General features: G+C 53.7%; 27 protein-coding genes and 1 riboswitch. Of the genes, 20 read left to right on the top strand and 7 right to left on the bottom strand.

Annotated elements, in window-relative coordinates; translation table 11 throughout:
• Positions 1-59: 59 nt before the first annotated feature.
• The gene (locus tag ABWV33_RS07100; RefSeq protein ID WP_353329690.1) at positions 60-857 is read left to right on the top strand and encodes a phytanoyl-CoA dioxygenase family protein; all 798 of its coding nucleotides are present in this window, start codon (positions 60-62) and stop codon (positions 855-857) included.
• Positions 858-935: 78 nt separating this feature from the next.
• Here the strand turns inward: ABWV33_RS07100 and ABWV33_RS07095 are convergent, their stop codons facing one another.
• On the bottom strand, positions 936-1,802 hold the full coding sequence (locus ABWV33_RS07095) for a hypothetical protein (RefSeq protein WP_353329688.1): 867 nt from the start codon (positions 1,800-1,802) through the stop codon (positions 936-938).
• A 126-nt stretch (positions 1,803-1,928) separates the two neighbouring features.
• Between ABWV33_RS07095 and miaB the strand changes: the two genes are divergently transcribed.
• From miaB to aroA, 12 genes are all read left to right on the top strand, one after another.
• A complete protein-coding gene (miaB, locus tag ABWV33_RS07090; RefSeq protein ID WP_353329686.1) occupies positions 1,929-3,251 on the top strand; it encodes a tRNA (N6-isopentenyl adenosine(37)-C2)-methylthiotransferase MiaB in 1,323 nt (440 codons plus the stop codon).
• 242 nt (positions 3,252-3,493) lie between these two features.
• Positions 3,494-4,063, top strand: a complete 570-nt coding sequence (locus ABWV33_RS07085; RefSeq protein ID WP_404932701.1) for an OmpA family protein — start codon at positions 3,494-3,496, stop codon at positions 4,061-4,063.
• A gap of 11 nt (positions 4,064-4,074) precedes the next feature.
• Entirely contained in the window at positions 4,075-4,368 is a 294-nt protein-coding gene (locus ABWV33_RS07080; RefSeq protein ID WP_113825159.1) for a hypothetical protein, read from the top strand.
• A 139-nt stretch (positions 4,369-4,507) separates the two neighbouring features.
• Positions 4,508-5,551: a PhoH family protein gene (locus ABWV33_RS07075; protein WP_121998503.1), complete on the top strand. Its 1,044-nt coding sequence runs from the start codon at positions 4,508-4,510 to the stop codon at positions 5,549-5,551.
• 45 nt (positions 5,552-5,596) lie between these two features.
• Complete coding sequence (gene ybeY, locus ABWV33_RS07070; RefSeq protein WP_113825155.1) at positions 5,597-6,091, top strand: rRNA maturation RNase YbeY; 495 nt, start codon at positions 5,597-5,599, stop codon at positions 6,089-6,091.
• A 36-nt stretch (positions 6,092-6,127) separates the two neighbouring features.
• Positions 6,128-7,015 carry a hemolysin family protein gene (locus ABWV33_RS07065; protein WP_353329683.1) on the top strand — a complete coding sequence of 296 codons (888 nt, stop codon included), beginning with the start codon at positions 6,128-6,130 and terminating at the stop codon, positions 7,013-7,015.
• Positions 7,012-8,523, top strand: a complete 1,512-nt coding sequence (lnt, locus tag ABWV33_RS07060; protein ID WP_353329681.1) for an apolipoprotein N-acyltransferase — start codon at positions 7,012-7,014, stop codon at positions 8,521-8,523. Before ABWV33_RS07065 ends, lnt begins: the two co-directional genes overlap by 4 nt.
• Before the next feature lie 38 nt (positions 8,524-8,561).
• Positions 8,562-8,610, top strand: a riboswitch (SAM-SAH riboswitch).
• Positions 8,611-8,615: 5 nt separating this feature from the next.
• Positions 8,616-9,797 carry a methionine adenosyltransferase gene (gene metK, locus ABWV33_RS07055; RefSeq protein WP_353329679.1) on the top strand — a complete coding sequence of 394 codons (1,182 nt, stop codon included), beginning with the start codon at positions 8,616-8,618 and terminating at the stop codon, positions 9,795-9,797.
• A 116-nt stretch (positions 9,798-9,913) separates the two neighbouring features.
• The gene (locus tag ABWV33_RS07050; RefSeq protein ID WP_353329677.1) at positions 9,914-10,435 is read left to right on the top strand and encodes an AAA family ATPase; all 522 of its coding nucleotides are present in this window, start codon (positions 9,914-9,916) and stop codon (positions 10,433-10,435) included.
• 123 nt (positions 10,436-10,558) lie between these two features.
• Positions 10,559-11,269, top strand: a complete 711-nt coding sequence (trmB, locus tag ABWV33_RS07045) for a tRNA (guanine(46)-N(7))-methyltransferase TrmB (RefSeq protein WP_113825145.1) — start codon at positions 10,559-10,561, stop codon at positions 11,267-11,269.
• A gap of 48 nt (positions 11,270-11,317) precedes the next feature.
• Positions 11,318-12,409, top strand: a complete 1,092-nt coding sequence (locus tag ABWV33_RS07040; RefSeq protein ID WP_353329675.1) for an amidohydrolase family protein — start codon at positions 11,318-11,320, stop codon at positions 12,407-12,409.
• Positions 12,410-12,485: 76 nt separating this feature from the next.
• Complete coding sequence (gene aroA, locus ABWV33_RS07035) at positions 12,486-13,832, top strand: 3-phosphoshikimate 1-carboxyvinyltransferase (RefSeq protein ID WP_353329673.1); 1,347 nt, start codon at positions 12,486-12,488, stop codon at positions 13,830-13,832.
• A gap of 47 nt (positions 13,833-13,879) precedes the next feature.
• Here aroA and ABWV33_RS07030 read toward each other — a convergent pair whose 3' ends face one another.
• Positions 13,880-14,065 (bottom strand): hypothetical protein, encoded by a 186-nt coding sequence (locus tag ABWV33_RS07030; RefSeq protein WP_121998512.1) that lies wholly within the window; start codon positions 14,063-14,065, stop codon positions 13,880-13,882.
• 523 nt (positions 14,066-14,588) lie between these two features.
• Between ABWV33_RS07030 and cmk the strand changes: the two genes are divergently transcribed.
• Positions 14,589-15,206 (top strand): (d)CMP kinase, encoded by a 618-nt coding sequence (cmk, locus tag ABWV33_RS07025; protein ID WP_353329671.1) that lies wholly within the window; start codon positions 14,589-14,591, stop codon positions 15,204-15,206.
• A gap of 51 nt (positions 15,207-15,257) precedes the next feature.
• Here the strand turns inward: cmk and ABWV33_RS07020 are convergent, their stop codons facing one another.
• The gene (locus ABWV33_RS07020; protein ID WP_353329669.1) at positions 15,258-15,737 is read right to left on the bottom strand and encodes a YHS domain-containing (seleno)protein; all 480 of its coding nucleotides are present in this window, start codon (positions 15,735-15,737) and stop codon (positions 15,258-15,260) included.
• Between the two features lie 234 nt (positions 15,738-15,971).
• Here ABWV33_RS07020 and ABWV33_RS07015 point away from each other — a divergent pair, with 234 nt between their 5' ends.
• Positions 15,972-16,487: a hypothetical protein gene (locus ABWV33_RS07015; RefSeq protein WP_113825136.1), complete on the top strand. Its 516-nt coding sequence runs from the start codon at positions 15,972-15,974 to the stop codon at positions 16,485-16,487.
• A 45-nt stretch (positions 16,488-16,532) separates the two neighbouring features.
• Here ABWV33_RS07015 and ABWV33_RS07010 read toward each other — a convergent pair whose 3' ends face one another.
• On the bottom strand, positions 16,533-16,913 hold the full coding sequence (locus ABWV33_RS07010; protein WP_353329667.1) for a winged helix-turn-helix transcriptional regulator: 381 nt from the start codon (positions 16,911-16,913) through the stop codon (positions 16,533-16,535).
• Between the two features lie 126 nt (positions 16,914-17,039).
• On the opposite strand from ABWV33_RS07010, the gene ABWV33_RS07005 reads away from it, so the two are divergent.
• Positions 17,040-17,681: an NAD(P)H-dependent oxidoreductase gene (locus tag ABWV33_RS07005; protein WP_353329665.1), complete on the top strand. Its 642-nt coding sequence runs from the start codon at positions 17,040-17,042 to the stop codon at positions 17,679-17,681.
• A gap of 135 nt (positions 17,682-17,816) precedes the next feature.
• Here the strand turns inward: ABWV33_RS07005 and ABWV33_RS07000 are convergent, their stop codons facing one another.
• The 3 genes from ABWV33_RS07000 to ABWV33_RS06990 form a co-directional block, all read right to left on the bottom strand.
• Positions 17,817-18,479: a hypothetical protein gene (locus ABWV33_RS07000; RefSeq protein WP_353329663.1), complete on the bottom strand. Its 663-nt coding sequence runs from the start codon at positions 18,477-18,479 to the stop codon at positions 17,817-17,819.
• Between the two features lie 135 nt (positions 18,480-18,614).
• On the bottom strand, positions 18,615-18,920 hold the full coding sequence (locus ABWV33_RS06995) for a helix-turn-helix domain-containing protein (protein ID WP_113825129.1): 306 nt from the start codon (positions 18,918-18,920) through the stop codon (positions 18,615-18,617).
• A 42-nt stretch (positions 18,921-18,962) separates the two neighbouring features.
• Entirely contained in the window at positions 18,963-19,667 is a 705-nt protein-coding gene (locus ABWV33_RS06990; protein WP_353329661.1) for a hypothetical protein, read from the bottom strand.
• Between the two features lie 368 nt (positions 19,668-20,035).
• Between ABWV33_RS06990 and rpsA the strand changes: the two genes are divergently transcribed.
• The 4 genes from rpsA (at position 20,036) to ABWV33_RS06970 (ending at position 23,508) form a co-directional block, all read left to right on the top strand.
• Positions 20,036-21,742: a 30S ribosomal protein S1 gene (rpsA, locus tag ABWV33_RS06985; protein WP_258547104.1), complete on the top strand. Its 1,707-nt coding sequence runs from the start codon at positions 20,036-20,038 to the stop codon at positions 21,740-21,742.
• A gap of 475 nt (positions 21,743-22,217) precedes the next feature.
• On the top strand, positions 22,218-22,499 hold the full coding sequence (gene ihfB, locus ABWV33_RS06980) for an integration host factor subunit beta (RefSeq protein WP_113825123.1): 282 nt from the start codon (positions 22,218-22,220) through the stop codon (positions 22,497-22,499).
• Positions 22,500-22,503: 4 nt separating this feature from the next.
• A complete protein-coding gene (locus tag ABWV33_RS06975; RefSeq protein ID WP_113825536.1) occupies positions 22,504-22,854 on the top strand; it encodes a lipopolysaccharide assembly protein LapA domain-containing protein in 351 nt (116 codons plus the stop codon).
• 6 nt (positions 22,855-22,860) lie between these two features.
• Positions 22,861-23,508 carry a phosphoribosylanthranilate isomerase gene (locus tag ABWV33_RS06970; protein WP_353329659.1) on the top strand — a complete coding sequence of 216 codons (648 nt, stop codon included), beginning with the start codon at positions 22,861-22,863 and terminating at the stop codon, positions 23,506-23,508.
• The last annotated feature ends 337 nt before the right edge of the window (positions 23,509-23,845 follow it).

Raw genomic sequence — 23,845 nt, 5'->3', positions numbered from 1 at the left:
TGAAACGAAAAAAGATGCAGGGCATCAACTAACGAAACAGCCATCTAGGAGACCGCGCCATGACACACCCTCTGGTTACGCAGGACATGATCGACACGTTTCAAAAAGACGGGGTCGTACTGATTAAGGGCCTATTTGCTGAGGAAGTCGAAACCCTGCGGGCTGGCGTTGCGGCCAACATGGCAGAACCCGGCCCCTACGCCTCTGAGAACAAAAAGGATGGGCACACGGGCCGATTCTTTGATGACTATTGCAACTGGACCCGCATCCCCGAATTCCGGGAGGTGATCGAAACGTCACCCGTGGCCGAAGTGGCGGCGGATCTGATGAATTCCCAAACGGTGCAAATGTTTCATGACCACGTGTTGGTCAAAGAGCCAGGCACATCTTTACCCACTCCATGGCATCAGGATGGGCCCTATTACTTTGTCGAGGGTCAGCAGACAGTCAGCTTTTGGTCCCCGCTTGATCCAGTCAAAGAGGCGGCTCTGCGGTGTGTCGCGGGGTCTCACCTGTGGGAGAAAGAAGTGCTGCCGACCCGTTGGGTATCTGAGACGGATTTCTTTCCAGACGAAGGTCAGTACATGGCGGTCCCGGATCCCGAAGCCGAAGGTATGCGGATTGTCGAGTTCGAAATGGAACCCGGTGATGCCGTGGCTTTCAATTACAAGGTGCTGCACGGCGCCCGCGGTAATACCAGCGAAACACGTCGCCGGGCATTTTCGCTGCGATTGGTCGGCGATGACGCGCGCTATGTTGAGCGCCCGGGTCCCACCTCTCCGCCCTATCCCGGTCACGATATGACGCCTGGCCAGCGTTTGCGCGAAGACTGGTTCCCAATGCTGCGTGGCGAATAATCATCTTGGCGCCCCGCTGAAATCATTCGGCGGGGACTAGGTGCATTATACGACGTAGGGGCGCAACAGGCCTTGCCCTTAGAACCACTGTCCCGGTTCCATCAAACCCAGATCCAGCAATTGGCGCGAATGCCAGTCAAACGGCGTCGAATTGTGCCAGCGAAAGCTCTGTATTTCAAAGGTAGAGCCGGGATTGCGCTTGAGCGCCTTGGCCGTGCGGAAGGAACAAATCGCTGCTGTTAGGTTGTGATGCCAGGGACAGGCATAAGTGTTGTATTCCTGATCTTCGAACGTGTGGTTCGGGAGCAGCTTTAGCCCGGGGGCTGATCGAAACAAGGCGATGCGGTCGATTTTGCGGCTGTCCTTTGGGATATGCTCTTCGTATCTCCAACGTACACCACCAAAAAAATCCAATTGGCGTTCGCGCGGATGTCCGGTTACAGGGTCTTTCCGGGATTGTGCATAATAGCCGGATTTATCAAGATGCGCCCGGTCCAACGACACTCCATCGGGATTGAGGTCTAGATTGTCAGCATACAGGTCGATGACATAAGCCAGCATTGCGTCGCGCCGCTCTTCCGCGTGAAAGGTCAGCATCTCGCCAACTGACCGGGTCTCACAAAATGGAAAAAACAGATATTCCGCGTTGTAGCAGTAATACATCCAAATTCCGGGCGCGGCTTCGATGATGCGATTGATCGCATCGGTGACAGCCCCTTCGGGGGCGCAGTCAAAGGGAATGCGGTGGATCTTGTCTTCGACATCATTTGGCAAGGGGAACGCATCGGGGATCAACGCTAGCACCGACTCAAACCCGCACTGGATATGGTGGCGCATCGTTGTGGCCAGCTCAACGTTATCTTCAACAAAAATCATTGCGATCGGCCCTTTGGCCATGATCGCCGTGCCGGTTTTTAAAAAGTGGTCGAGAGATGCGTATTCCATCGGGCGCCTTTGCTCCTGCCATTATGGCATTTTGTCCCAAATTCGGTTAATTGCGCGTGCATTGCAAGCAGTCCCGGAACCGTTTAAAGCAGGCCGCTGAACCCGCGAACGCAAAGGCCTAAATCCATGTCCGAGCCAAAGAAGCTGTATATCAAAACCTATGGCTGCCAGATGAACGTTTACGACAGTGAACGTATGGCCGAAGCTTTGGGTGGAAAAGGCTATGTTGAGACCAAGTCCCCGGATGATGCGGACATGATCTTGCTGAACACCTGTCACATCCGTGAAAAGGCTGCGGAAAAGGTATATTCTGAATTGGGCCGCTTCAAAGGGCTTAAGGCGGGTAAACCGGATCTGAAGATTGGTGTGGCTGGCTGTGTGGCACAGGCCGAAGGTGAAGAAATCATGCGCCGTCAGCCAATGGTTGATTTGGTTGTCGGACCGCAAAGCTACCATCGCCTGCCCGAGATGGAGGTGAAAGTTCGTGAGGGTGAAAAGGCGCTCGATACAGATTTTCCCGAAGAGGATAAGTTTGAGAAGCTAAAAAACCGCCCCAAAGCAAAGCGTGGCCCGTCGGCGTTTTTAACGGTTCAAGAGGGGTGCGATAAATTCTGCGCTTTTTGTGTTGTGCCCTATACCCGAGGTGCCGAAGTCAGCCGTCCGGCAGACCGCATTTTACGCGAAGCACAAGACCTTGTTGAACGAGGTGTGCGTGAAATCACTCTGCTCGGACAGAATGTGAATGCCTATCACGGGGCGGGTGCAAACGGGGATCTGACGCTGGCGCAGTTGATCTGGGAGCTGGACAAGGTTGATGGGCTTGAACGCATTCGGTTTACCACCAGCCATCCCAACGACATGATGGATGATCTGATCGAAGCCCATGGAACGTGCTCTAAGCTGATGCCGTATTTGCATCTGCCGGTGCAGGCCGGTTCCGACAAGATCCTGAAGCGGATGAATCGCAGTCACACCGCCGAAAGCTATTTGCGGTTGGTTGAACGCATTCGCGAAGCGCGTCCTGATATCGTTATGTCCGGTGATTTCATCGTGGGCTTCCCAGAAGAAACCGAAGAAGATTTTCAGGCGACGCTCGATTTGGTTGAGCAAGTTAAATACGGCTATGCCTATTCGTTCAAGTATTCGACCCGTCCTGGGACGCCCGCGGCAGAGCGTGCGCAAGTACCAGCTGCCGAAGCGGACGAGCGGTTGCAACGCCTGCAAAGCATGATCACCCGTCATCAGCGCGAGATCCAAGATTCAATGGTCGGGCGCGAACTGAGTGTTTTGTTCGAAAAGCCGGGCCGCTTTGACGATCAGATGGTGGGCAAGTCCGAGTATTTGCATTCTGTGCATGTCACAGGATCAAAAGCGAATATTGGCGACATTGCGCGTGTGAAAATCGTTTCATCAGGCACGAACTCTTTAGCTGGTGAAGTGATCCGCTGATCGCCTAAAAATTGAATGAAGCGCGACTCAGTCACGTCTTGTTTGGCTTTAAAGTTGAAGTTTCGTGAACAATATTTGCCATTTTCCGGGAATGTTTCAGTAATAACCACAATATGTGGTGGTTTTTACTTCACAAATATCACTTATTTTCTTAACCTTAGCCCAATTAGAGTATTGGGTGCTTTCCTGACGCGTGTCTGCGGCGCCATTTTTCGGGGGAACCAAGGTGAGGGATGTCAGCGGTGTTTGATTTCAAAATTAAGGGTGCCCTAGCGGCACTGACAGCAGTGATTGCACTAGCCGGGGTAGCTGCCACTCCGCTGGCGGCGCAATCGAATACACGCACAGTAATTGGTGAGCGATATGTGCCAACCATCTGGGTTGACCCAGATGGGTGTGAACATTGGGTTATGGATGACGGGGCCGAAGGGTACATGACGCCGCACGTTACTCGGCAAGGTATTCCTGTTTGCCGTCGCGGCAATCTGTGCGGAACGCTACCAGCGGATCAGTTTTTTGCGACCGACAGCTACCGGATTTCGTCCAGTGGCCAGCAGCGTTTGCAAGAGTTCTTTCGGACCGCAGGGGCCAATGGGTACATCGTGACCGGTCATACAGACAGTCGCGCGTCGGATGCCTATAATCTGCGCTTGTCGCAGAACCGGGCCAATTCGGTCGCCCGTGTCGGCAAAAGTGTTGGGGCTCGTATCGTTGATGTGCGCGGATATGGCGAACGCGACCCACGTGTTCCAAACAACGGTGCCGCGAATATGGCCAAAAATCGTCGCGTTGAAATCATCTGCGTAAACTGAGGAGATCTGCTATGAAATTGATCAAAGGTATCGTGCTCCTCGCCGCATTGGGTGGTTTGGCAGCGTGCGAAGCAACAGATAAGACGGTGGACCGAGGTATAGATGCCAAGGATCTGTCCAATTTGAAGGCGGGGATCTGGGTCGACCCTCAGGGTTGTGACCACTGGATCATTGATGATGGTCTCGAAGGGTATCTGTCACAGCGCTTGGACCGCAACGGTAAGCCAGTATGTTCCGGCGCTGCCCCTCCCGGCGTGGCGACAGGTCCCTTTAAGGATGGCTCGGCCATCGTCGATGCGATCTAAATCGGACAGTCAGAGATTTAAGGCCGCCCCTTGGGGCGGTCTTTTTTGTTGGTAATTGGTGAAAATTGCGACTGGTGGCTTGCGACTCTGGCACGGTTTTGGCTACCCTCAAGGTGTAATGCCAAGACAGGAGAGCGGATTGGCCATTGGTGCCCTAACCCCACCGCAAGATGAGAATGCCGCCAACGAGGCATTGATAGAGTTTTCTGATAACCGGTTACTGATAGATCTGTGCGGTGAATATGACCGCAACCTCGCTGTTATTGAACAACAGCTGGGTGTGCAGATCGTGCGCCGCGGCAATCAGTTGTCTGTGCTAGGAGAACCCGACGCACAGACCCAGGCCGTGGACGTGTTGCGTTCGCTGTATGCCCGGCTCGAGGCTGGACGGACAGTTGAGCCGGGAGATATCGATCGAGAATTTCGAATGGGGGGCGGCGACGTGGAAACAGATACGCGTGACGGCAATCAGCTAGAGATGTTCAAGGGCGGCAAAGTCGAAATCAAGACCCGCAAAAAGCTGGTTGAACCGCGTACTGATGCGCAAAAAGCCTATGTACAATCGCTGTTTGAAAATGAATTGGCGTTTGGCATTGGCCCAGCAGGGACCGGCAAAACCTACCTCGCTGTGGCTGTGGGTGTGTCTATGTTCATCGGCGGGCATGTGGACCGAATTATCCTCAGCCGTCCCGCTGTCGAGGCGGGCGAGAAACTGGGGTATCTTCCCGGTGATATGAAGGACAAAGTCGATCCTTACATGCAACCGCTGTATGATGCGTTGAACGATTTCCTGCCGGGCAAGCAATTGGCCAAGTTGATTGAAGAAAAACGGATCGAAATTGCACCGCTGGCCTTTATGCGTGGGCGCACCCTAGCCAATGCATTTGTTGTGTTGGATGAGGCGCAAAACGCAACATCGATGCAAATGAAGATGTTCCTGACCCGGCTTGGCGAAGGATCTCGCATGGTGATAACTGGGGACCGCACCCAAATCGATTTGCCGCGCGGCGTGCCGTCGGGGTTGCAGGATGCCGAGCGTCTGTTGCACACAATTCCTAAGATCAGCTTCAACTATTTCACCTCCAAGGATGTGGTGCGCCATCCGCTTGTCGCTGCGATCATCGAAGCGTATGAGGCGGAAGCCGAACGTGCTGCCATCAAGAAAGCGGCGTCGTCGGCTTGAATATACGACAGGCGCAGGGAAGCCTGCGCCGCGACGGAGCCGAAAATGACCTTGGATATAACCTTAGAAGACCCGCGCTGGGTAAGTCTGCCACCGCTGGCTGAGCGGGCAGTTTCAGTGACGCTGGCCCATATGGGGCTAGATGCGGAAACGTGCGAAGTCAGCGTGCTGGGATGCGATGACGCGCACATAGCTGCGCTGAATGCAGAGTTTCGGGAAAAGCCAACACCCACGAATGTGCTCAGTTGGCCCGCCGAGGAGTTGGGCGCTGAAGTGCCGGGGGGAACCCCTTTACATCCTGAGCCGGATTTCACCGGCGAAATCCCTTTGGGGGATATTGCGATTTCTTACGATACGTGCGCCCGCGAAGCCGAAGCAGCGGACAAGCCGATGGCAGATCATGTGGCGCATTTGATGGTTCATGGGGTTTTACATCTGCTCGGGTATGACCATATCCGTGACCCGGATGCCACTTTGATGGAACGACTTGAGGTCGAGATACTTGGCAAACTGGGGATTGAAGACCCATATAGGGTATAAGACCGGGCCTTTGAGCTCACTTTTGGAATGGGAATAATGGGCGAAACAGACGGCAGTTCTAACGCAGCGCAACGCGCGCAGCCTCAGGACATGAAAAAAAATAGTGCTGAAAAGCTAGGGCTTTTTTCCCGCATCAAAGATGCATTCACCTCACCTGAGAACAGTGAGGTCTTGCCCGAGAACGGACATCCGGCTGTCGTGGCAGAACCCCACGGGATGATCAATTTACGCCGTATGCGGGTCGAAGATGTGGCCATTCCTACCGCTGAAATCGTTTCGGTCTCTAATACGATTGCCAAGGATGAGCTGGTTCAAGTGTTCCGGGACAGCGGGCTGACCCGTATCCCTGTCTATGAGGGAACTTTGGACACGCCTCTCGGGTTTGCACATCTCAAAGATTTTGCGCTGACCCATGGGTTTAACGGGAATTCCACGGATTTTGATTTGACCTCAATGCTGCGTCCATTGCTGTTTGTGCCGCCGTCGATGCCCATCGGGGTGTTGTTGACAAAGATGCAGACCGAACGACGTCACATGGCGCTGGTGATCGATGAATATGGAGGAGTCGATGGTCTTTTGACGATCGAAGACCTTATCGAACAAGTTGTCGGTGAGATCGCAGACGAGCATGACACCGACGAAGACCAGCAATGGATCGAAGAAAAACCGGGATGCTACACGGCGCAGGCCAGAACTCCATTGGATGAATTCGAGGCTGAGATTGGTCGGTCTTTGACCAATCACGAAGATATCGATGACGAAGAAATTGAAACTCTTGGTGGGCTGGTCTTTGTGTTGTCCGGCCGTGTGCCTGCGCGCGGTGAAATGGTGTCGCATCCAGATGGCTTGGAGTTTGAAGTGATTGACGCCGATCCCCGCCGTATCAAACGGTTGCGCGTGATCCTGCCTGACAGAACCGAATGACCCAATCCGAGGGGCGGCCATTTTGGCAGGGCCTATGTGCCGTGTTGGTATTGGGTTTTGTCGCCGCCTTTGGGTTGGCGCCGCTGTACTTTTGGCCCGCCACTGTGGCTGCGTTTTTCCTGCTTCCTAACGTCTTTAGATTTGCGCACTCGCGCAGGCAGATGGCGCTGTTGGGTTGGGCGTTTGGAACTGCCTATTTTGCGCATGGGCTTGTCTGGATCGTCGAGCCCTTTCTGGTTGATCCTGAACGCCATGCGTGGATGGCGCCTTTTGCGTTGCTGTTCATGTCTGCTGGTCTTGCCTTGTTTTGGGCAGCAGCGTTTGGGGCTGCTGCCCGTCTATCCCGCACGCCAGACGGGCGTGCGTGGGCCTTGATCGCAACCCTGGCTCTGGCAGAATTCGCGCGGGCTTATGTTTTGACCGGTTTTCCGTGGGCGGGGTTGGCGCAGGTCTGGGTCGATACCCGTGCCGCGCAGATGCTCGCGTGGGGTGGATCCCACTGGGTTGCGTTGTTGTCGACGGGGGCGGCGTTAGCTGCGGGGCAATTGCTTGTATCACCGTGGTCGATGCGGCGCGCTGTTCTGGGATCTCTGCCCGCTGTTTGTTTCGTTGGGGGCGGCTATGTCGCTGAAAACCTGCAACCAAAGACGTCGGAGACGGGCAAAATTGTGCGTTTGATTCAGCCCAATGCGCCGCAGCACCAGAAGTGGGACCCGGATTATGTCTGGCAGTTCTTTGAACGTCAGTTGGTTTTAACGGCACAAGGGGATCGTCCCGATCTGATTGTCTGGCCTGAAACATCGGTTCCTCAGTGGCTGAACAATGCGGATCCGTTGTTGCGGCAGGTTGTGGTGGCTGCAGGCGGAACGCCTGTCGCATTGGGCATTCGCCGCGCAGACGGCCCTCGGATATTCAATTCGCTATTGTATTTGGATGAGACTGGCGCACAGGCCAGTGTGTACGACAAACACCATCTGGTTCCCTTTGGCGAATACGTTCCGTTTGGGGATGTTCTGGCCAAATTCGGGATCTACGGCTTTGCTGCGAATGCAGGGCAGGGGTTTTCTGCGGGAATTGGCCCTGCATTGGTGTCCATGGGCGCGTTGGGCAAGGCCTTACCCCTCATTTGCTACGAGGCCGTCTTCCCGCAGGATTTGAATAGTGCACCAGAGCGCGCAAATTTCATTTTGCAAATCACCAACGATGCGTGGTTTGGGGCGCGTTCCGGGCCGTATCAGCACCTGGCTCAGGCGCGTATGCGTGCGATAGAACAGGGGATGCCATTGTTGCGGGCTGCCAACACTGGCGTCTCTGCGATGATTGATCCACTTGGTCGGGTTACAGACAGTCTACCTTTAGGTGAATCTGGGGCATTGGACGTGTCTCTTTCAGCACCGTTTCCGCCGACGGTTTATTCTCGTTTCGGCGATTTACCCATTTTTATTCTCATTGTGCTAACGCTGCTGACTGTGACCTTGCTGCAAGGATCGTCACACCGAAACAAATAGCAATTGACCCTTCCTAGCCCGACGCTTATCTCATTCTGGATTCATCACAACGGCTTCCTGGCGTGATGGATGAACCCCAATGGAGCACTTCAATGTCCCGACAGAATTATATTTTTACCTCGGAATCCGTCTCCGAAGGGCATCCCGACAAGGTTTGCGACCGCATTTCAGACGCTGTTCTTGACGCTTTCATCGCAGAAGAGCCCGAAGCGCGCGTGGCCGCGGAAACGTTCGCCACAACCAACCGTGTTGTGATTGGTGGCGAAGTTGGCCTGTCGGACCAAGCCAAACTGCGCGATTACATGGGGCGGATCGACGAGATCGCCCGCGCCTGCATCAAAGACATCGGTTACGAGCAAGATAAATTCCACCACGAAACCGTGGAAATCACCAACCTGCTGCATGAACAATCAGCGCATATCGCGCAAGGCGTGGATGCGGCGGAAGGCAAAGACGAAGGCGCCGGCGATCAAGGCATCATGTTTGGTTATGCCACGACAGAAACCGACGCCCTGATGCCGGCGCCGATTCAATACAGCCACGCGATCCTACGTCGCCTAGCCGAAGTTCGCAAAAATGGCACTGAACCCGCTCTCGGACCAGACGCGAAATCGCAGCTCTCAGTCATTTACGACAATGGGAAGCCAGTTGGTGTCAGCTCGGTTGTTTTGTCTACTCAGCACCTGATCGAAGAACTCACCAGTGCCGACATCCGTGCCATTGTTGAGCCCTATATCACCGAGGTCCTGCCCGAAGGTTGGCTGACCGACGCAACCGAATGGCACGTGAACCCGACTGGTAAATTTGTCATTGGCGGCCCTGATGGGGACGCCGGTCTGACCGGTCGCAAAATTATCGTTGATACTTACGGTGGCGCGGCGCCGCACGGGGGCGGCGCGTTCTCGGGCAAAGATCCAACCAAGGTTGACCGGTCTGCTGCATATGCTGCGCGCTATCTCGCCAAAAACGTTGTAGCGGCTGGCATGGCGGATCGCTGCACCATTCAGCTGAGCTATGCGATTGGGGTTTCCAAGCCATTGTCGATTTACGCTGATACTCATGGCACTGGTGACGTTGACGCCGCGGCCATAGAAAAGGCGATTGACCAAGTGATGGATTTGACCCCGCGTGGGATCCGGTCACATCTTGAGCTGAACAAGCCAATTTACGAGCGCACTGCTGCTTATGGTCACTTTGGTCGCGCACCAGAGGCCGATGGTGGCTTTAGCTGGGAACGCACTGATCTGGTTGAGGCATTGAAAAAAGCAGTCTGACCCTTTGGTTAAGACATTGGTATTCGCGGGCGGCCTTGTGGGTCGCCCGTTTTTTATTTTATCTGTCCGTTTTTTGGGCGCGCGTCGTGGTTGAGCGCAGGTTTTGAGTGTGTTTGATGCAGAGAATAATGGTGATTGGTGGCCCGGGCTCGGGAAAATCTACTTTGGCGCGGGTGTTGGGCGCACGGCTTGATTTGCCCGTCGTTCATATGGATCCGATCTATTGGCTAGGTGACTGGGTCGAGCGCAGCAAAGATGACACCATGCAGATGGCGCGGGCTGCGGCAGATCAACCGGCATGGGTTTTCGAGGGCAATCATTCGTCCAGCATGGAGTATCGCGCTGAACGGGCCGAGATGATTATCTTTTTAGACATGCCGCGACCTTTGCGGCTGTGGCGGGTATTTTGGCGGTCCATTCGATATTGGGGGCAGACGCGACCGGATATGGGACCCAATTGCCCCGAACGGTTTGATGCAGATTTTTTGAAATTCTGTTGGAACTATGACAACGACGGGCGCCTGCGCGCTTTATCTTTTGTCGACGATTGGCGCGCCAAGCGATTGGTGCACGTATTGCGCAGTCGGTCCAAAGTGTCCCTTTTTGTCGATACCCTAAGCGCTAAGAATACCCTTTGAGGAAGGTGGCAAGACCGTTTGGTTACCGCCTCTGGGGCTTTTGAAGTGATTCCAACGCGTAAAACCGCAGATGAGTAAGCGAAACCTTGCGTGCGGGGCATCTAGGGTTTATGGCCCCGGGCCATGAGCATCGATCATCCCCAGCGCCCGCATCGCAACTTTTATGGCCGTTTCAAGGGAAAGCACCTGAAGCAGAGCCAAAAGACCTATCTGGATGAGGACCTTGCGGCCCTCTCACCCGGAGCCGTGGATTGGGAAACCAACCCAGAGCGCACCAATCTGGATTTGGATGGATTGTTTGGGGGGCGTCCTGTCTGGCTTGAAATCGGGTTTGGTGGCGGGGAGCACCTTGTTCATCAGGCGGCCAACAACCCGGACGTCGGTATTATTGGCGCTGAACCCTACATCAACGGTGTTGCGATGCTGTTGGGGAAAATTCGCCGCGCTAACGCTGATAATCTGGCGGTGCATCCCGGCGATGCGCGCGATCTGTTTGACGTTTTGCCAGATCAGAGCATTTCCAAGGCGTTTCTGCTTTACCCTGACCCGTGGCCCAAAACACGTCATCACCGCCGCCGGTTTGTGACGCAAGAACATTTGGTTCCCTTGGCGCGTGTACTTAAGCCCGGCGCGATCTTTCGTGTTGCGACTGATATCGAGGATTACGTGCGCCAAACTTTGGAAGAAGTGCCAAAGGCCGGTTTCCAATGGTTGGCGGAGCGTCCCACCGATTGGCGCGAACCATGGGATGATTGGATCTCGACCCGATACGAGCAAAAGGCATTGCGCGAAGACAGGGTGCCACACTACCTGACATTTCGTCGACAGGGCTGAGTTCTGCGTTAGAGTGTTCTCATTGAGACACTTAACAAGGCGCATTTCATGTCTGACATTCGGATCACAAATTGCCACACGCACCTGTTTCATTCCAAGCATGTGCCAGTGAACTATCCCTATTGGGCTTTGCGTCCGTTTAAAAAAATGCCGCTTCTGATCAAAGGGTTGGAACGCGGGATGGCTTTAATCGGGCAACAGCCTGTCGCTGAAAAGTTAAGCCGTCTTTATCGGTTCCAGCAAGAAACCCAAGAAGGCAGTCAGCGCGCGATCTTGGACAACCTGCGTCAGCACTATCCGTTGAACACCCGTTTCGTGGTACTGCCGATGGAGCTGTCTGCTTTTGGCTATGGAAAGCCCGAGCTTTCGATGCGTGACCAGCATGATGAGCTCGCAGCCTTACGCCGTGATCCTGATGTCGGGGCTTCTGTCATCCCCTTTGCCACGATTGATCCACGCGCAGACCCCCGCGCGACCGAGCTGTGGCGTGCGATTGATGATCTAGGCTTTAAAGGTGTCAAAATTTATCCGCGCCTTGGATTCGCCCCGGATGATCCACGACTGATGGCGCATGTCTATCCCAAGATGGAAGAGCTGGGACTGCCGCTGATGACGCATTGTTCCCGTGGTGGGGTACAGGGCCGGACGCTGTCTGACCATTGGGCGGATCGCTATACCGATCCGGAGGCCTACATCCCGGTTATGAAGGCCTTTCCCAAGTTGCGTATCTGTCTGGCGCATTTCGGCGGTCAAAAAGATTGGGCCGCCTATGTGAACCCGGACAGGGCAACGCCCTTTGCCGATGAATACCGTGACAATTGGCAGATCAAAATCCGTAAGATGATTTGCAGCGGCAAATACCCGGGCCTGTGGACCGATATTTCCTACACCCTGTTTCATTTTGAGGACTACGTTCCGTTCCTTCGCCTGTTTCTGGGCGGCGAAGCGCCGGATCAGGACGTGGATGAGGAAACCAAGCTGCTCCGCAGTCGTGTTTTGTTTGGGTCTGACTTTTATATGACCCGACAAGAAGAGCTGTCAGAACGTGCCGTGTGCTTTCGTTTGCGCAATGCCTTGGGCGAAGATGTCTTTCGCCAGATCGCCGAAGAAAACCCGGTGCAGTGGTTGGGTGAGGTCTGACCCGTGTCTTTGCGGCTGGACGATTTGGGCCCAATTCGCTACTTCGCTAGCTAAGTTAGCGCAAAAGGAAGCTCTCATGTCCGGACACGGTACGCCAATCCCGATGACGTCATCCCCCTGTGGCCCGCTGAGCGGTGTGGCCGAAGTGCCCGGAGATAAATCGATTTCGCATCGGTCCCTGATTTTGGGTGCGATGGCCGTTGGTGAAACCAAGATCACGGGCTTGCTCGAAGGTGAGGACGTGTTGGACACGGCCAAAGCAATGCGGGCACTGGGCGCTGAAGTGATTGACCATGGCAACGGCAGCTGGAGCGTTCACGGTGTGGGTGTCGGGGGCTTTGCCGAACCCGAGAATGTGATTGATTGCGGCAATTCTGGAACCGGGGTTCGCCTGCTCATGGGAGCGGTGGCAACATGCCCGATTTCCGTGACCTTTACTGGAGACGCGAGCCTGAACGGTCGCCCCATGGCGCGAGTCACCGACCCGCTGGCCTTATTTGGCACGCAGGCCGTGGGACGCAAGGGTGGGCGTTTGCCAATGACAATCGTTGGCGCGGATGAGCCTGTGCCTGTGCGTTACGAGGTGCCGATGCCCTCTGCTCAGGTGAAGTCAGCGGTTTTGCTGGCGGGGTTGAATGCGCCGGGTCAGACCGTGGTGATTGAAAAAGAAGCCACCCGTGATCACTCAGAACGCATGTTGGCAGGCTTTGGCGCCGAGATCACAACCGAGCAAACCGCAGACGGGCGCGTGATCACGCTGACAGGTCAGCCAGAATTGAAACCACAAGTGATTGCTGTCCCGCGTGATCCGTCGTCTGCGGCGTTTCCGGTATGTGCCGCTTTGCTGGCACCGGGATCTGACGTGTTGGTGCCGGGCATTGGGTTGAACCCAACACGGGCCGGATTGTTCACAACACTGCGCGAGATGGGTGCTGATCTGACCTATGAAAACGAGCGCCTTGAAGGTGGCGAACCGGTTGCTGATCTACGCGCACGGTACTCGCCCAGCATGGTTGGCGTTGTTGTCCCCCCTGAGCGGGCCGCCAGCATGATTGACGAATACCCTGTTCTCTCAGCTATTGCAGCAAATGCCACCGGCATTACCATGATGGCGGGCGTCAAAGAGTTGCGCGTGAAAGAAAGTGATCGCATTGATGCAATGGCGCGCGGTTTGCGCGCAAATGGCGTCGAAGTCGATGAGGGCGCTGATTGGTGGTCGGTGACCGGAATGGGGATTGGCAATGTTCCCGGTGGTGGTGCGTGCGAGAGCTTTTTGGATCACCGGATCGCCATGTCGTTCATGGTCCTGGGGATGGGGGCGCAAAATCCTGTGTCGGTGGATGATGGCGGCCCGATTGCAACGTCTTTCCCTATCTTTGAACCACTCATGACGCAGTTGGGTGCAAAAGTCAGCCGCGACTAACAAGGCGACAAACGGCATGGGCCAGAGGTGGCCCATGCACGGCGGCGTCAGAGGTAACCCATAGAATAGCCCATGGTTCCGATTCCGATCAGGGACCAAACGGCCAAGGTGAACCAATAAAGGCCCGGATTTTCGTCTCGGGCGACTGGTTCCCACAGATATGTGTATCCCATAAACAGATCTTTGATGGCCCAAAGGATCAAGCCGATCCCCACATAAAACCAGATATCCATGTTTTTCCTCGTTCATGGTGCGTAATGTTTCGAAATTACGTAACAGCAGATGTGTGATCTGGCCTAAGGGATCAAGGGGAATTAGCGAACGATCACTTATTTTTAGATATTTTGCAGCCAGAACCAGCATCAAGAGGCAAGGAGTACACTCTAATCTGATGTCTTGAGCCTGTTGCTTCCTATATGCCGTTCGATCAAAGACAATTGACCTTGGCTTTGGTGTTCGCACTCAGGCTCTGGGCGCTGGCAAGGGGTCCCTCTGCGATATGTGGTGGGTTGGCTGTATCGGCACTTTTTTGGACCAGTCCGAGCAAAAATATGGCGGTTGTCTTTATATTTCAAAACCTAGAGCAACAGGCCCATTACCGTCCTGCATTGCAAAACATGGTGTATGAGGCGCAGACTAATCCGGCGCAATAACATCTGGTTAAGACCTGCGAATGGGGCGGTCTTGTGATCTCTCAGGGATTGCATCCGCTGGCGTGTCAGAGAATAAAGGCCAAGTGATAGGAAAGAGGCACTGATGCGGTTCACCATAGCAATAGACGGCCCTGCAGCGGCGGGTAAAGGCACAATCTCTAAAGGGGTGGCCGCGCATTTCGGCTTTGCTCATCTGGATACGGGCCTGCTGTATCGTGCGGTTGGGCGGCGAACTCTGCTGGGGGAGCAGCCCAAAACAGCTGCGCTGGCTCTTTTACCTGAGGATTTGAACCGGGACGACTTGCGTACGGCTGAGGTTGCTCAAGCGGCAAGCCGGGTTGCCGTTGTGCCCGAGGTGCGCGCCGCATTGTTGGATTTCCAACGGGCGTTTGCCCGACGTGCTGGAGGGGCGGTATTGGATGGTCGCGACATTGGAACCGTGATTTGCCCTAATGCCGAGGCAAAGCTGTTTGTCACTGCCAGTGCAGAGGTCCGGGCAGAACGTCGGTATCTGGAGCTGACTGGAAATGGCAGTCAGGTGACCCGGGATCAGGTTCTTGCGGATGTCAAAGAACGCGACGCTCGGGATATGGAGCGCTCCGAAGCCCCCCTGAAACCAGCGCTGGACGCTGTCACGATCGATACCAGTAGCTTGAGCATCACTGATGCATTGCGTTTGGCCATTGAGCAAATCCAGCTGAAAATTTCAGTAGCTGGCTAAGCCCAAAGCATCAAAAGTTGGGGCACGCAGACGCGCGCCCCAGTTCATTGATCAAAGGTCAGAAACAGCTGTGTGTTTGATCTGGCCCCATTGGGTGTCAGCGGTTTTCGCAGTGCCGATAACATCTTTCATAAAGGCCTCGCGGGTCCCTGCGTTCAGGAAAAGAAACAGTTTTCCGTCGTGGACAAGGAACTGATCCGGGTCACCGTCGAATTTCTTGCCAACTGAAACCCCAAAAGAACAAAACCCACCATGTTGTGGCACGTATTGTGCTGGGTTGGCTTCAAACGTCTTTTGGTTTTCGGCGCTGGCGAAATAGTAAGAAGCACCATCAAAAGTTGCTGAGAACTCCGACGTCCCTTCGACAGATTTTCCGCTACTCAGCAAGGCCACGGGATCAGAGCCGTGCACCGCTAGCGGGGCACCTGCTGCAGAAATTCCGTTAGAAACGTTGATTTCATCCGCAGCAAATGCGGGTGCTGCAATCAAGGGCAAGGTGGCAAGAACGGCAGAGAGAATGAGCTTGTTCATCGTGTATCCTATCGTGTTTGACTGTGTGTTTGACTGTGTGTTTCGGGTCTTGTTTGTCCCGATGAGGTCAACTTAGGCACAAGCAACGATACGTTTAATCGCAGATCCACCTAACAACTTTGCAGATCGTCCAAATGTCCGGGGGAGTGGTCGTAGACCTCACTCACCAATCTGTGTCTCGCTCTATTTCAGTCCCACCTTTAGACTGAGAGCAGTTTCACAGGAGTTCAAAATATGATCCGCCTTGCACTTCTCTTGTATTGTATTGCGACAACCGCATTCGCTCAGGAGGCGGAAGAGTCGATGACCTACGAGCGTCTTGGCAATATCATCTTTACCCTAGACCCCGACGCCATACCCGAGGGGCCGGGATTTCGAATGACCGTGGCCAACGTGCCTTTGATCGTTGTTACGGATGCCAGTGCCGACAGGATGCGTGCAATGATTCCAATCCGGTCGGCGCAGGATCTGACCGCCGCGGACCTGAACCGGATGATGCAAGCGAATTTCGACACGGCATTGGATGCAAGATACGCAATAGCCAACGACACGTTGTGGGCGACGTTCATTCACCCGTTGGCTCCTTTGGAAAAGGATCAGTTTATTTCAGGGCTGGCACAGGCGGTGAACATCGCCAAGACCTATGGAACGTTGTATTCAGGGGGCGCAGCCCAATATGGTGGTGGGGATAGTGGCAACTTGCAACGCGCCCTGATTGATGAGTTGCTGAAAAAGGGGGAAGAGCTTTAGTGGCTCTTTTTACGGTTAGCCTCTGATCTTACGTATGCCGGTCAATCAAGCGCTCTTCGGCTCTTTTTCGGCGTCTTCGTCATAACGTGCGCGCGCGGAATCAATATTCGGCAAGTTTTCCAAGGCCCAAAGACCGATGGCGGTGACGGGCTCCCGAAACGAATCCCCCAAAGGCGTCAAAGCATATTCCACCTTGGGTGGGATTGTTGGGTAATAGGTGCGACTGACCAACCCGTCGCGCTCCATCTCGCGCAATGTCAGACTGAGCATTCGTTGGGAAATGCCCAAATGGCGCTTTAACTCATTGAAACGCAATACGCTGTATTGGGCCAATGAGATAACAATCAAAACGCTCCACCGATCACCAACGCGGCTTAGGACTTCGTTTATGCGTTGGCAGTCCGGGCATCCGTTTGTTTGGGCCATGGTGGTTCCCTCTGTGTAACCGGGTCTCAGTAATGTGCCTTCTTGTGGCGTTTTCTGGTGTCACCTATATCGCCAGTTACATAAGTATACTACCCCGGCCGAATGCCGCGACACAGGACAGAATATATGACCCACAGCACGCTGATCGAGAAACTGAACTGGCGCTACGCAACAAAAAAAATGGACCCGTCCAAAGCGGTTCCTCAGGAAAAGGTTGATCAAATCGTTGAGGCGATCCGCATGGCGCCCACATCAAGTGGCACGCAGCCATTTGAGTTGTTTCTGATCACCAACCCTGAAATTAGGGCTGAAATTCAGCCCCATGCCTGGAATCAGGCACAGATCACCGAAGGCTCGCACCTGCTGGTGTTCGCGGCTTGGGATAACTACTCGGCGGATCGTATCGATGCTGTGACCCAACAAATGACGGATGAACGCGGCGAAATTCCGATGCTGAATCAGTACTACGATAATCTCAAGGCGACCTATTTGCCACGCGAGGAGCAGGTGAACCATGACCACGCAGCGCGTCAGGCCTATATCGCGCTAGGGTTCGCATTGGCAGCGGCGGCTGAATTGGATGTGGACAGCACCCCCATGGAAGGGTTCGACCCTGCCAAGGTCGATGAGATCCTGAACCTGAAAGAACGAGGCCTGCGGTCTGTGTTGTTGTTGCCTTTGGGATATCGCCAGGAAGGGGCTGACTGGTTGCTGCCGATGAAAAAGGTGCGCAAGTCACACAAGTCTTTTGTGACAGAAATCGCCTAACACCAATAAACTCCGAGCCACGGAATTTTCACGTGGCTCGAAGCGTGTCGCTCTAACTTATGTGAGTGGTGGATTTGCCAATGGCAAAGTTAGAGCGACTAACCCTTCTTCTATCAATAGCTTCCTTGCGCATTGTCATGGTTCGTCAGTGTCCGAGGAATGCTTCCTTCGAATTTTGTGATTGCAAGTCGCTACCCGAGTTGTTCTGCAAAGTCGTGGTGAGAACCTAAAGAGTAAAATTAAGGCTCCCAGCACCGCTACCATGCCAATCATGTACCCGATGATATGCTGCACCACGATATCAATGGAGTGTTCGCACAGAAACTCTTGGTCGTGTTGGATGCGGTGTATCAAAAGCGAAGTTACCAACGACGATACGAAACCTCCAAGAATCAGTATTCTCCAAGCTCGGGGGTGCAGCATGTCTTCCCGCCGGTTGCAAAGTGTTGACCAATCCAAAAGGCAAAATATCGCTGGCGCGGTGCAAATATTGACTGCCATGATCCCTATGAGTTTCACGGCAGTTAAAGTGGTATCACAATAGAGAAAGCACCCGGCAATCGTTCCCGGAAGCAGGTAGAGCGGAGCGCGCTTACCTTCAAAGAAACTAACAATGACAATAATTCCAAAAGGTAGGAAAACGATAGACGACGTCGGGGACAGGTTTGTGACAAAATTGATTTGCAGTGGAAGCAACAGCTCTCCAGTAAGCACAATCGAGCCAATCAAAAAAACACTATGGCAGAACATTTTCGAAAGAGGTTCAGAGAATTTTTCGGATAAACGTCCGCTGGTCATTTGACTGACCTCAAGGTTGGGACCCTTATTGAATTTGCAGATCCAATAACTTGAGAGCGCGTGGTTAAAGGCCGGTACTGCCGCTTGCTGGGCGTTTTGGGCCAAAGGCTTTGGGCTGAGGCGTGGGTGAAGCGTCTATTGGTTGGGGAGTTGGTAAAGCCCTGCACCAAGGGCACGGTTCTGGAGGACCAAGCCCTTGTCGACGAGTTTCTTGAGCGTGCGGTGGAACGTTGGCTGGGATATCCGGCGAAGAGTCGGGTGATCACGCACAACATCTGTTGTGCAGACGGATCGGTCTTCTGCATCGTTCCATGCGTTTGCATAGAAGGCGAGCAGCACATCTCGCTCATTCGGGGAAAGCTTATCAAGACCAAGGTCAAGCTCCATCGTATTTAGCAAATCTCGCAGCTGTGCGATTTGGACCAAAATGCCTGAACTCATAAGAACGCCCTGTCTCAGATTGTACAAAGCACAATAAGGGGTCTACTTCAGGCAATCAACTTGTATATCAATATCGGCGTTTCTTGGCCACTTTTTAAAAGTTTTATGTTTTTTTCGGCGCAATGGTGCGGGAAATTGAAGGTCACGATAGTCATTTTGAGGCCAAGCCGCGCGTGCCCGTGTATTGCTGCGAGCCGCCCCAATGGACAATCCGAGCGCCGTTGTTGTTGTTGGCAAACGTAAAGAGCAATCAGCTATCGCTTTTCTCTCAGCGGTAAAATCATTTCGGGCAAAGGTTGATGACAATATAACGATAGTAAGGGCGGGTTCGCATGTGCGAAGTTCGATAAGTTTGTTCACGACATTGTCCATTTCATCGAAAGAATCGATGTCTATGAAGAAAACTGTACTGCTTGCATCAAGCCGACTAACACGCAGCCAAGCCTGTTCCGGGTTTGAGAAATAGGTAAGGGTTCTTGCGTGTTGATTAAGTGTGCTGGCACATGCCCTCAGATCATAATCTCGACAAGTCAATATGACTAAGTCCAAATCTTTGGTCTCCAGCGGTGTAAGATAGCCTTTCTCTTGGGTCCGCTTGGTATACTTCCGCATCAATTTGCGTATTAACTGCCCGTCTTTTTGAGGTTCCTCTCCCGGATTTTTTAGTCTTAGTCTCGGGAAGCGGAGCTTCAACAAGGCTGCTGAAAGCAGTGATCTAGGCTGTCTGAAAATTCGCGAAATTATCATGGCATTCCCCCTCCATGATATAATCATTATGACTATTCACCTTGAATATCAAGGGGGGATTCGCTTGAATTCAACTATCTATTTTCTCGGAGTGGCAATTTTGCAGGCGCATTTTGAGACTTAAATGAGAGCTCCACATAGAGCTACTCTCGCTGATTGTTGTTGCAAACTTAGCTTTTTCTTGCGCTCAAAAGGGAATCCGCCTATACGCGCCTAGTCAATACAAGGGCGGCTAACGCCTGGATGGCATTTCTGAGCAGGGCTGAGGCGATCCTCGGCCCTTTGTGTTTGTTTGGTTCAGAGATACACCGGGCCACGTTCTGTGACGCTAAACCAAGACCGGCGGAGACAACCGCACGGCCAGAAAAATCGTTGTAAAGGAAACCAGAGACCTCATGGCTCAAAACGTATCTATGGAAGACTTCGAAGCCCTGCTGCAGGAAAGCTTCGAAATGGACACCCCCGAAGAGGGTTCCGTTGTTAAAGGCAAGGTAATCGCGATCGAAGCGGGCCAGGCCATCATCGACGTCGGCTACAAAATGGAAGGCCGCGTTGATCTTAAAGAATTCGCAAATCCCGGTGAAGCTCCTGAAATCGCTGTAGGCGACGAAGTAGAAGTCTTCCTGCGCTCGGCTGAAAACGCCCGTGGCGAAGCGGTTATCTCTCGTGAGATGGCGCGCCGCGAAGAAGCATGGGATCGCCTGGAAAAAGCATACGCAGACGAAGAGCGCGTCGAAGGCGCAATCTTTGGTCGCGTCAAAGGCGGCTTTACTGTCGACCTGGGTGGCGCAGTTGCGTTCTTGCCCGGTTCGCAGGTTGACGTACGTCCCGTACGCGACGCTGGCCCTCTGATGGGTCTGAAGCAGCCGTTCCAGGTTCTGAAGATGGACCGTCGTCGTGGCAACATCGTTGTTTCGCGTCGTGCGATCCTCGAAGAATCGCGTGCCGAACAGCGGGCCGAAGTCATTGGCAACCTGTCCGAAGGTCAGGCCGTCGATGGTGTGGTCAAGAACATCACCGAGTACGGTGCGTTTGTTGACCTTGGTGGCGTAGACGGTCTGTTGCACGTGACCGACATGGCATGGCGTCGTGTGAACCACCCGTCCGAGATCCTGTCGATCGGTGAAACCGTTAAGGTTCAGGTCATCAAGATCAACAAAGAGACTCACCGTATTTCCTTGGGCATGAAGCAGCTGCAGGAAGATCCATGGGATCTGGTTGCTGCCAAGTACCCACTGGAAACAACGCACACTGGTCGCGTGACCAACATCACCGATTACGGTGCATTTGTTGAGCTCGAGCCCGGCGTTGAAGGTCTGGTTCACGTGTCCGAAATGTCTTGGACCAAAAAGAACGTACACCCAGGCAAAATCGTGTCCACTTCGCAAGAAGTCGAAGTCATGGTTCTGGAAATCGACGGCGCCAAGCGTCGCGTTTCGCTGGGTCTCAAGCAGACCATGCGCAACCCTTGGGAAGTGTTTGCAGAAACACACCCCGAGAACACAGAAGTCGAAGGCGAAGTCAAAAACATCACCGAATTTGGTCTGTTTATTGGTCTCGAAGGCGACATCGACGGCATGGTTCACCTCTCCGACCTGTCATGGGACGAGCGCGGCGAAGATGCGATCCAGAACTACCGCAAAGGCGACATGGTTTCGGCGGTTGTCTCCGAGGTTGACGTCGACAAAGAGCGTATCTCGCTGTCGATCAAAGCTCTGGGTGGTGACAAGTTCGCAGAAGCGGTTGGCGGCGTGAAGCGCGGTTCGATCGTAACTGTTGAAGTGACTGCCATCGAAGAAGGCGGCATCGAAGTGGTTTATGAAGGCATGAAATCCTTCATCCGTCGCTCTGATCTGTCGCGTGACCGTGCTGAGCAGCGCCCTGAGCGTTTCAATGTTGGCGACAAGGTCGACGTTCGCGTCACTAACGTCGACAGCAAGACACGCCGTCTGGGTTTGTCGGTCAAGGCACGCGAAATTGCGGAAGAAAAAGAAGCAGTGGAACAGTATGGCTCCTCGGACTCCGGCGCATCGCTGGGTGATATCCTTGGCGCAGCACTGAAGTCTGGCGACTAAGCTTTACTCCATCTGAATTTGAAGGCCCTGCAACGCAAGTTGTGGGGCCTTTTTCGTTGTAGGGGTTCTTGAAAGGTGAACTCCCGCCTGCCCTAAATGCATTGAAATGCATCCAGGATCATTTGGGCCGGGCAGGGCGCCTTTGGCACCCTGCGGGTGCATCTAGAAGCAAATGTTGGGCCCAAGCTGGAATGATTAGGTAAGAAGGGAGGTGCCCGGATTTCGCATTTCGCGACGGAAAGGTACCGCAGCGCAGGTGGAACTTGTCCCTAATAGTTAACGAATCATCGCTTCTAAGTGTGCTGTGAGAAGCAAGAGATCGGCGAAACTGAAGAGGTCGAATGGACGTAAAGGGCGGAAATTGAAATTATTCTGGATATTTAGGCCAGATTAGTTTCCCTCATTCCCAATTTTTTCCTATACTCTCAGACCAATAGCACACAGCCACCTTGTTGCCTTGGGAGGGGAACAGCACATGATCCGTTCTGAACTGATCCAGAAAATCGCAGACGAAAACCCACATCTTTATCAGCGTGACGTTGAGCGGATTGTGAATACTGTGTTCGAAGAAGTCACGGATGCTATGGCGCGCGGCGACCGGGTTGAATTGCGCGGCTTCGGCGCATTTTCGGTCAAACAGCGAGACGCGCGGATTGGTCGCAATCCAAGAACCGGCGAAACAGTGCATGTCGAAGAGAAGCATGTGCCATTCTTTAAGACCGGCAAATTGCTACGAGATCGATTGAACGGAAAGTAACATGATGCGCTACATTCGCTACGCGGTCCTGGGATCACTGGGGATCATCTTGATCTCAGTGTCTCTGGCAAACCGTGGTATGGTCACACTGAAACTCATGCCGGATGATCTGGCTGACCTTCTGGGCTTCAACCACGGGATTGCTCTCCCGTTGTTTGTTGTTGTCCTTGGGGGCGTGGTTGTCGGGCTAATCCTCGGCTTCCTGTGGGAGTGGCTGCGCGAGCACAAGCATCGCAAGGATGTCAGCACCAAGAAACGCGAAGTGCGCAAACTGGAACGCGAAGTCGGTAAGTTGAAAGCACAAAAGAACGAAGGCAAAGACGAAGTTCTGGCCATTTTGGACGAGGCAAGCTGAGCCTGCATGTCTGATGATGTGAGCGTCAAAATTTGCGGCCTGACTACAGTTGGGCAGATTCAGGCCGCTGCGACTGCTGGGGCACGATACGTGGGCTTTGTGTTTTTTCCAAAATCCCCGCGTCATCTGGATGTTCCCAAAGCGGCTGAACTGGCTGGGCAAGTACCACTTGGGATTGCCAAGGTTGCTTTGACGGTGAATGCGACAGATGCGGAATTGGACCACATTCTGGCCTCGGTGCCGCTGGACCTGTTGCAGCTTCACGGCAAGGAAAGTCCAGCACGCGTTTCTGAAGTTAAAGAGCGCTATGGTTTGCCCGTGATGAAAGCCATCGGCGTCGCAGATCAAGCGGATTTGGCGCAGATTGATGTGTATTCCCAAGTCGCTGATCAGTTGTTGATTGATGCGAAACCTCCGAAAGAGGCTGTGCTTCCGGGGGGGAATGGGTTGTCCTTTGACTGGCGTCTACTCGCCGGGCGCAAATACTGGCAGTGTCCATGGATGTTGGCCGGTGGGTTGACGCCTGACAATGTGGCTGAGGCGGTCCTGATGACGGGGGCGCAGCAAGTTGATGTCTCCTCGGGCGTGGAAAGCGCACCTGGCATTAAAGATGCTGAAAAGATCCGGGCATTTGTGTCAGCTGTGAGCGGATAAAAGGCCTGACCCATACGATTTAGTTTTGGGGGAACGCGATATCATCACACCATAGGACGTCGAATTTTTTGAGAAGATCGTGAGAGGCTAGATCTGCTCCAGTCACGTGAAACCGGAAAAAAATAAGCGTTTGGTCATTTTGTTGGTGTGTGCGATTGCGCTGATCCTATTGTCCAAGATCATCGTCAGCCGTTACCCCGATGCAGTTGATCAACTAATTTGCGATGTCTTCGTTGATCAACCGTTCAGCTCTCAAACAAACACAGGCAAACATTGAACTGCGACATGAGATTGAGCGCCGCATTGCGGCCCGGCAAGACCGTTCGGGATCGTAGAC

The organism is Phaeobacter sp. NW0010-22, from assembly GCF_040365955.1.
Lineage (GTDB): Bacteria > Pseudomonadota > Alphaproteobacteria > Rhodobacterales > Rhodobacteraceae > OMPR01.
Note: the sequence above shows the minus strand (reverse complement) of the source record. Positions and strands in the feature narration are given on the sequence as shown.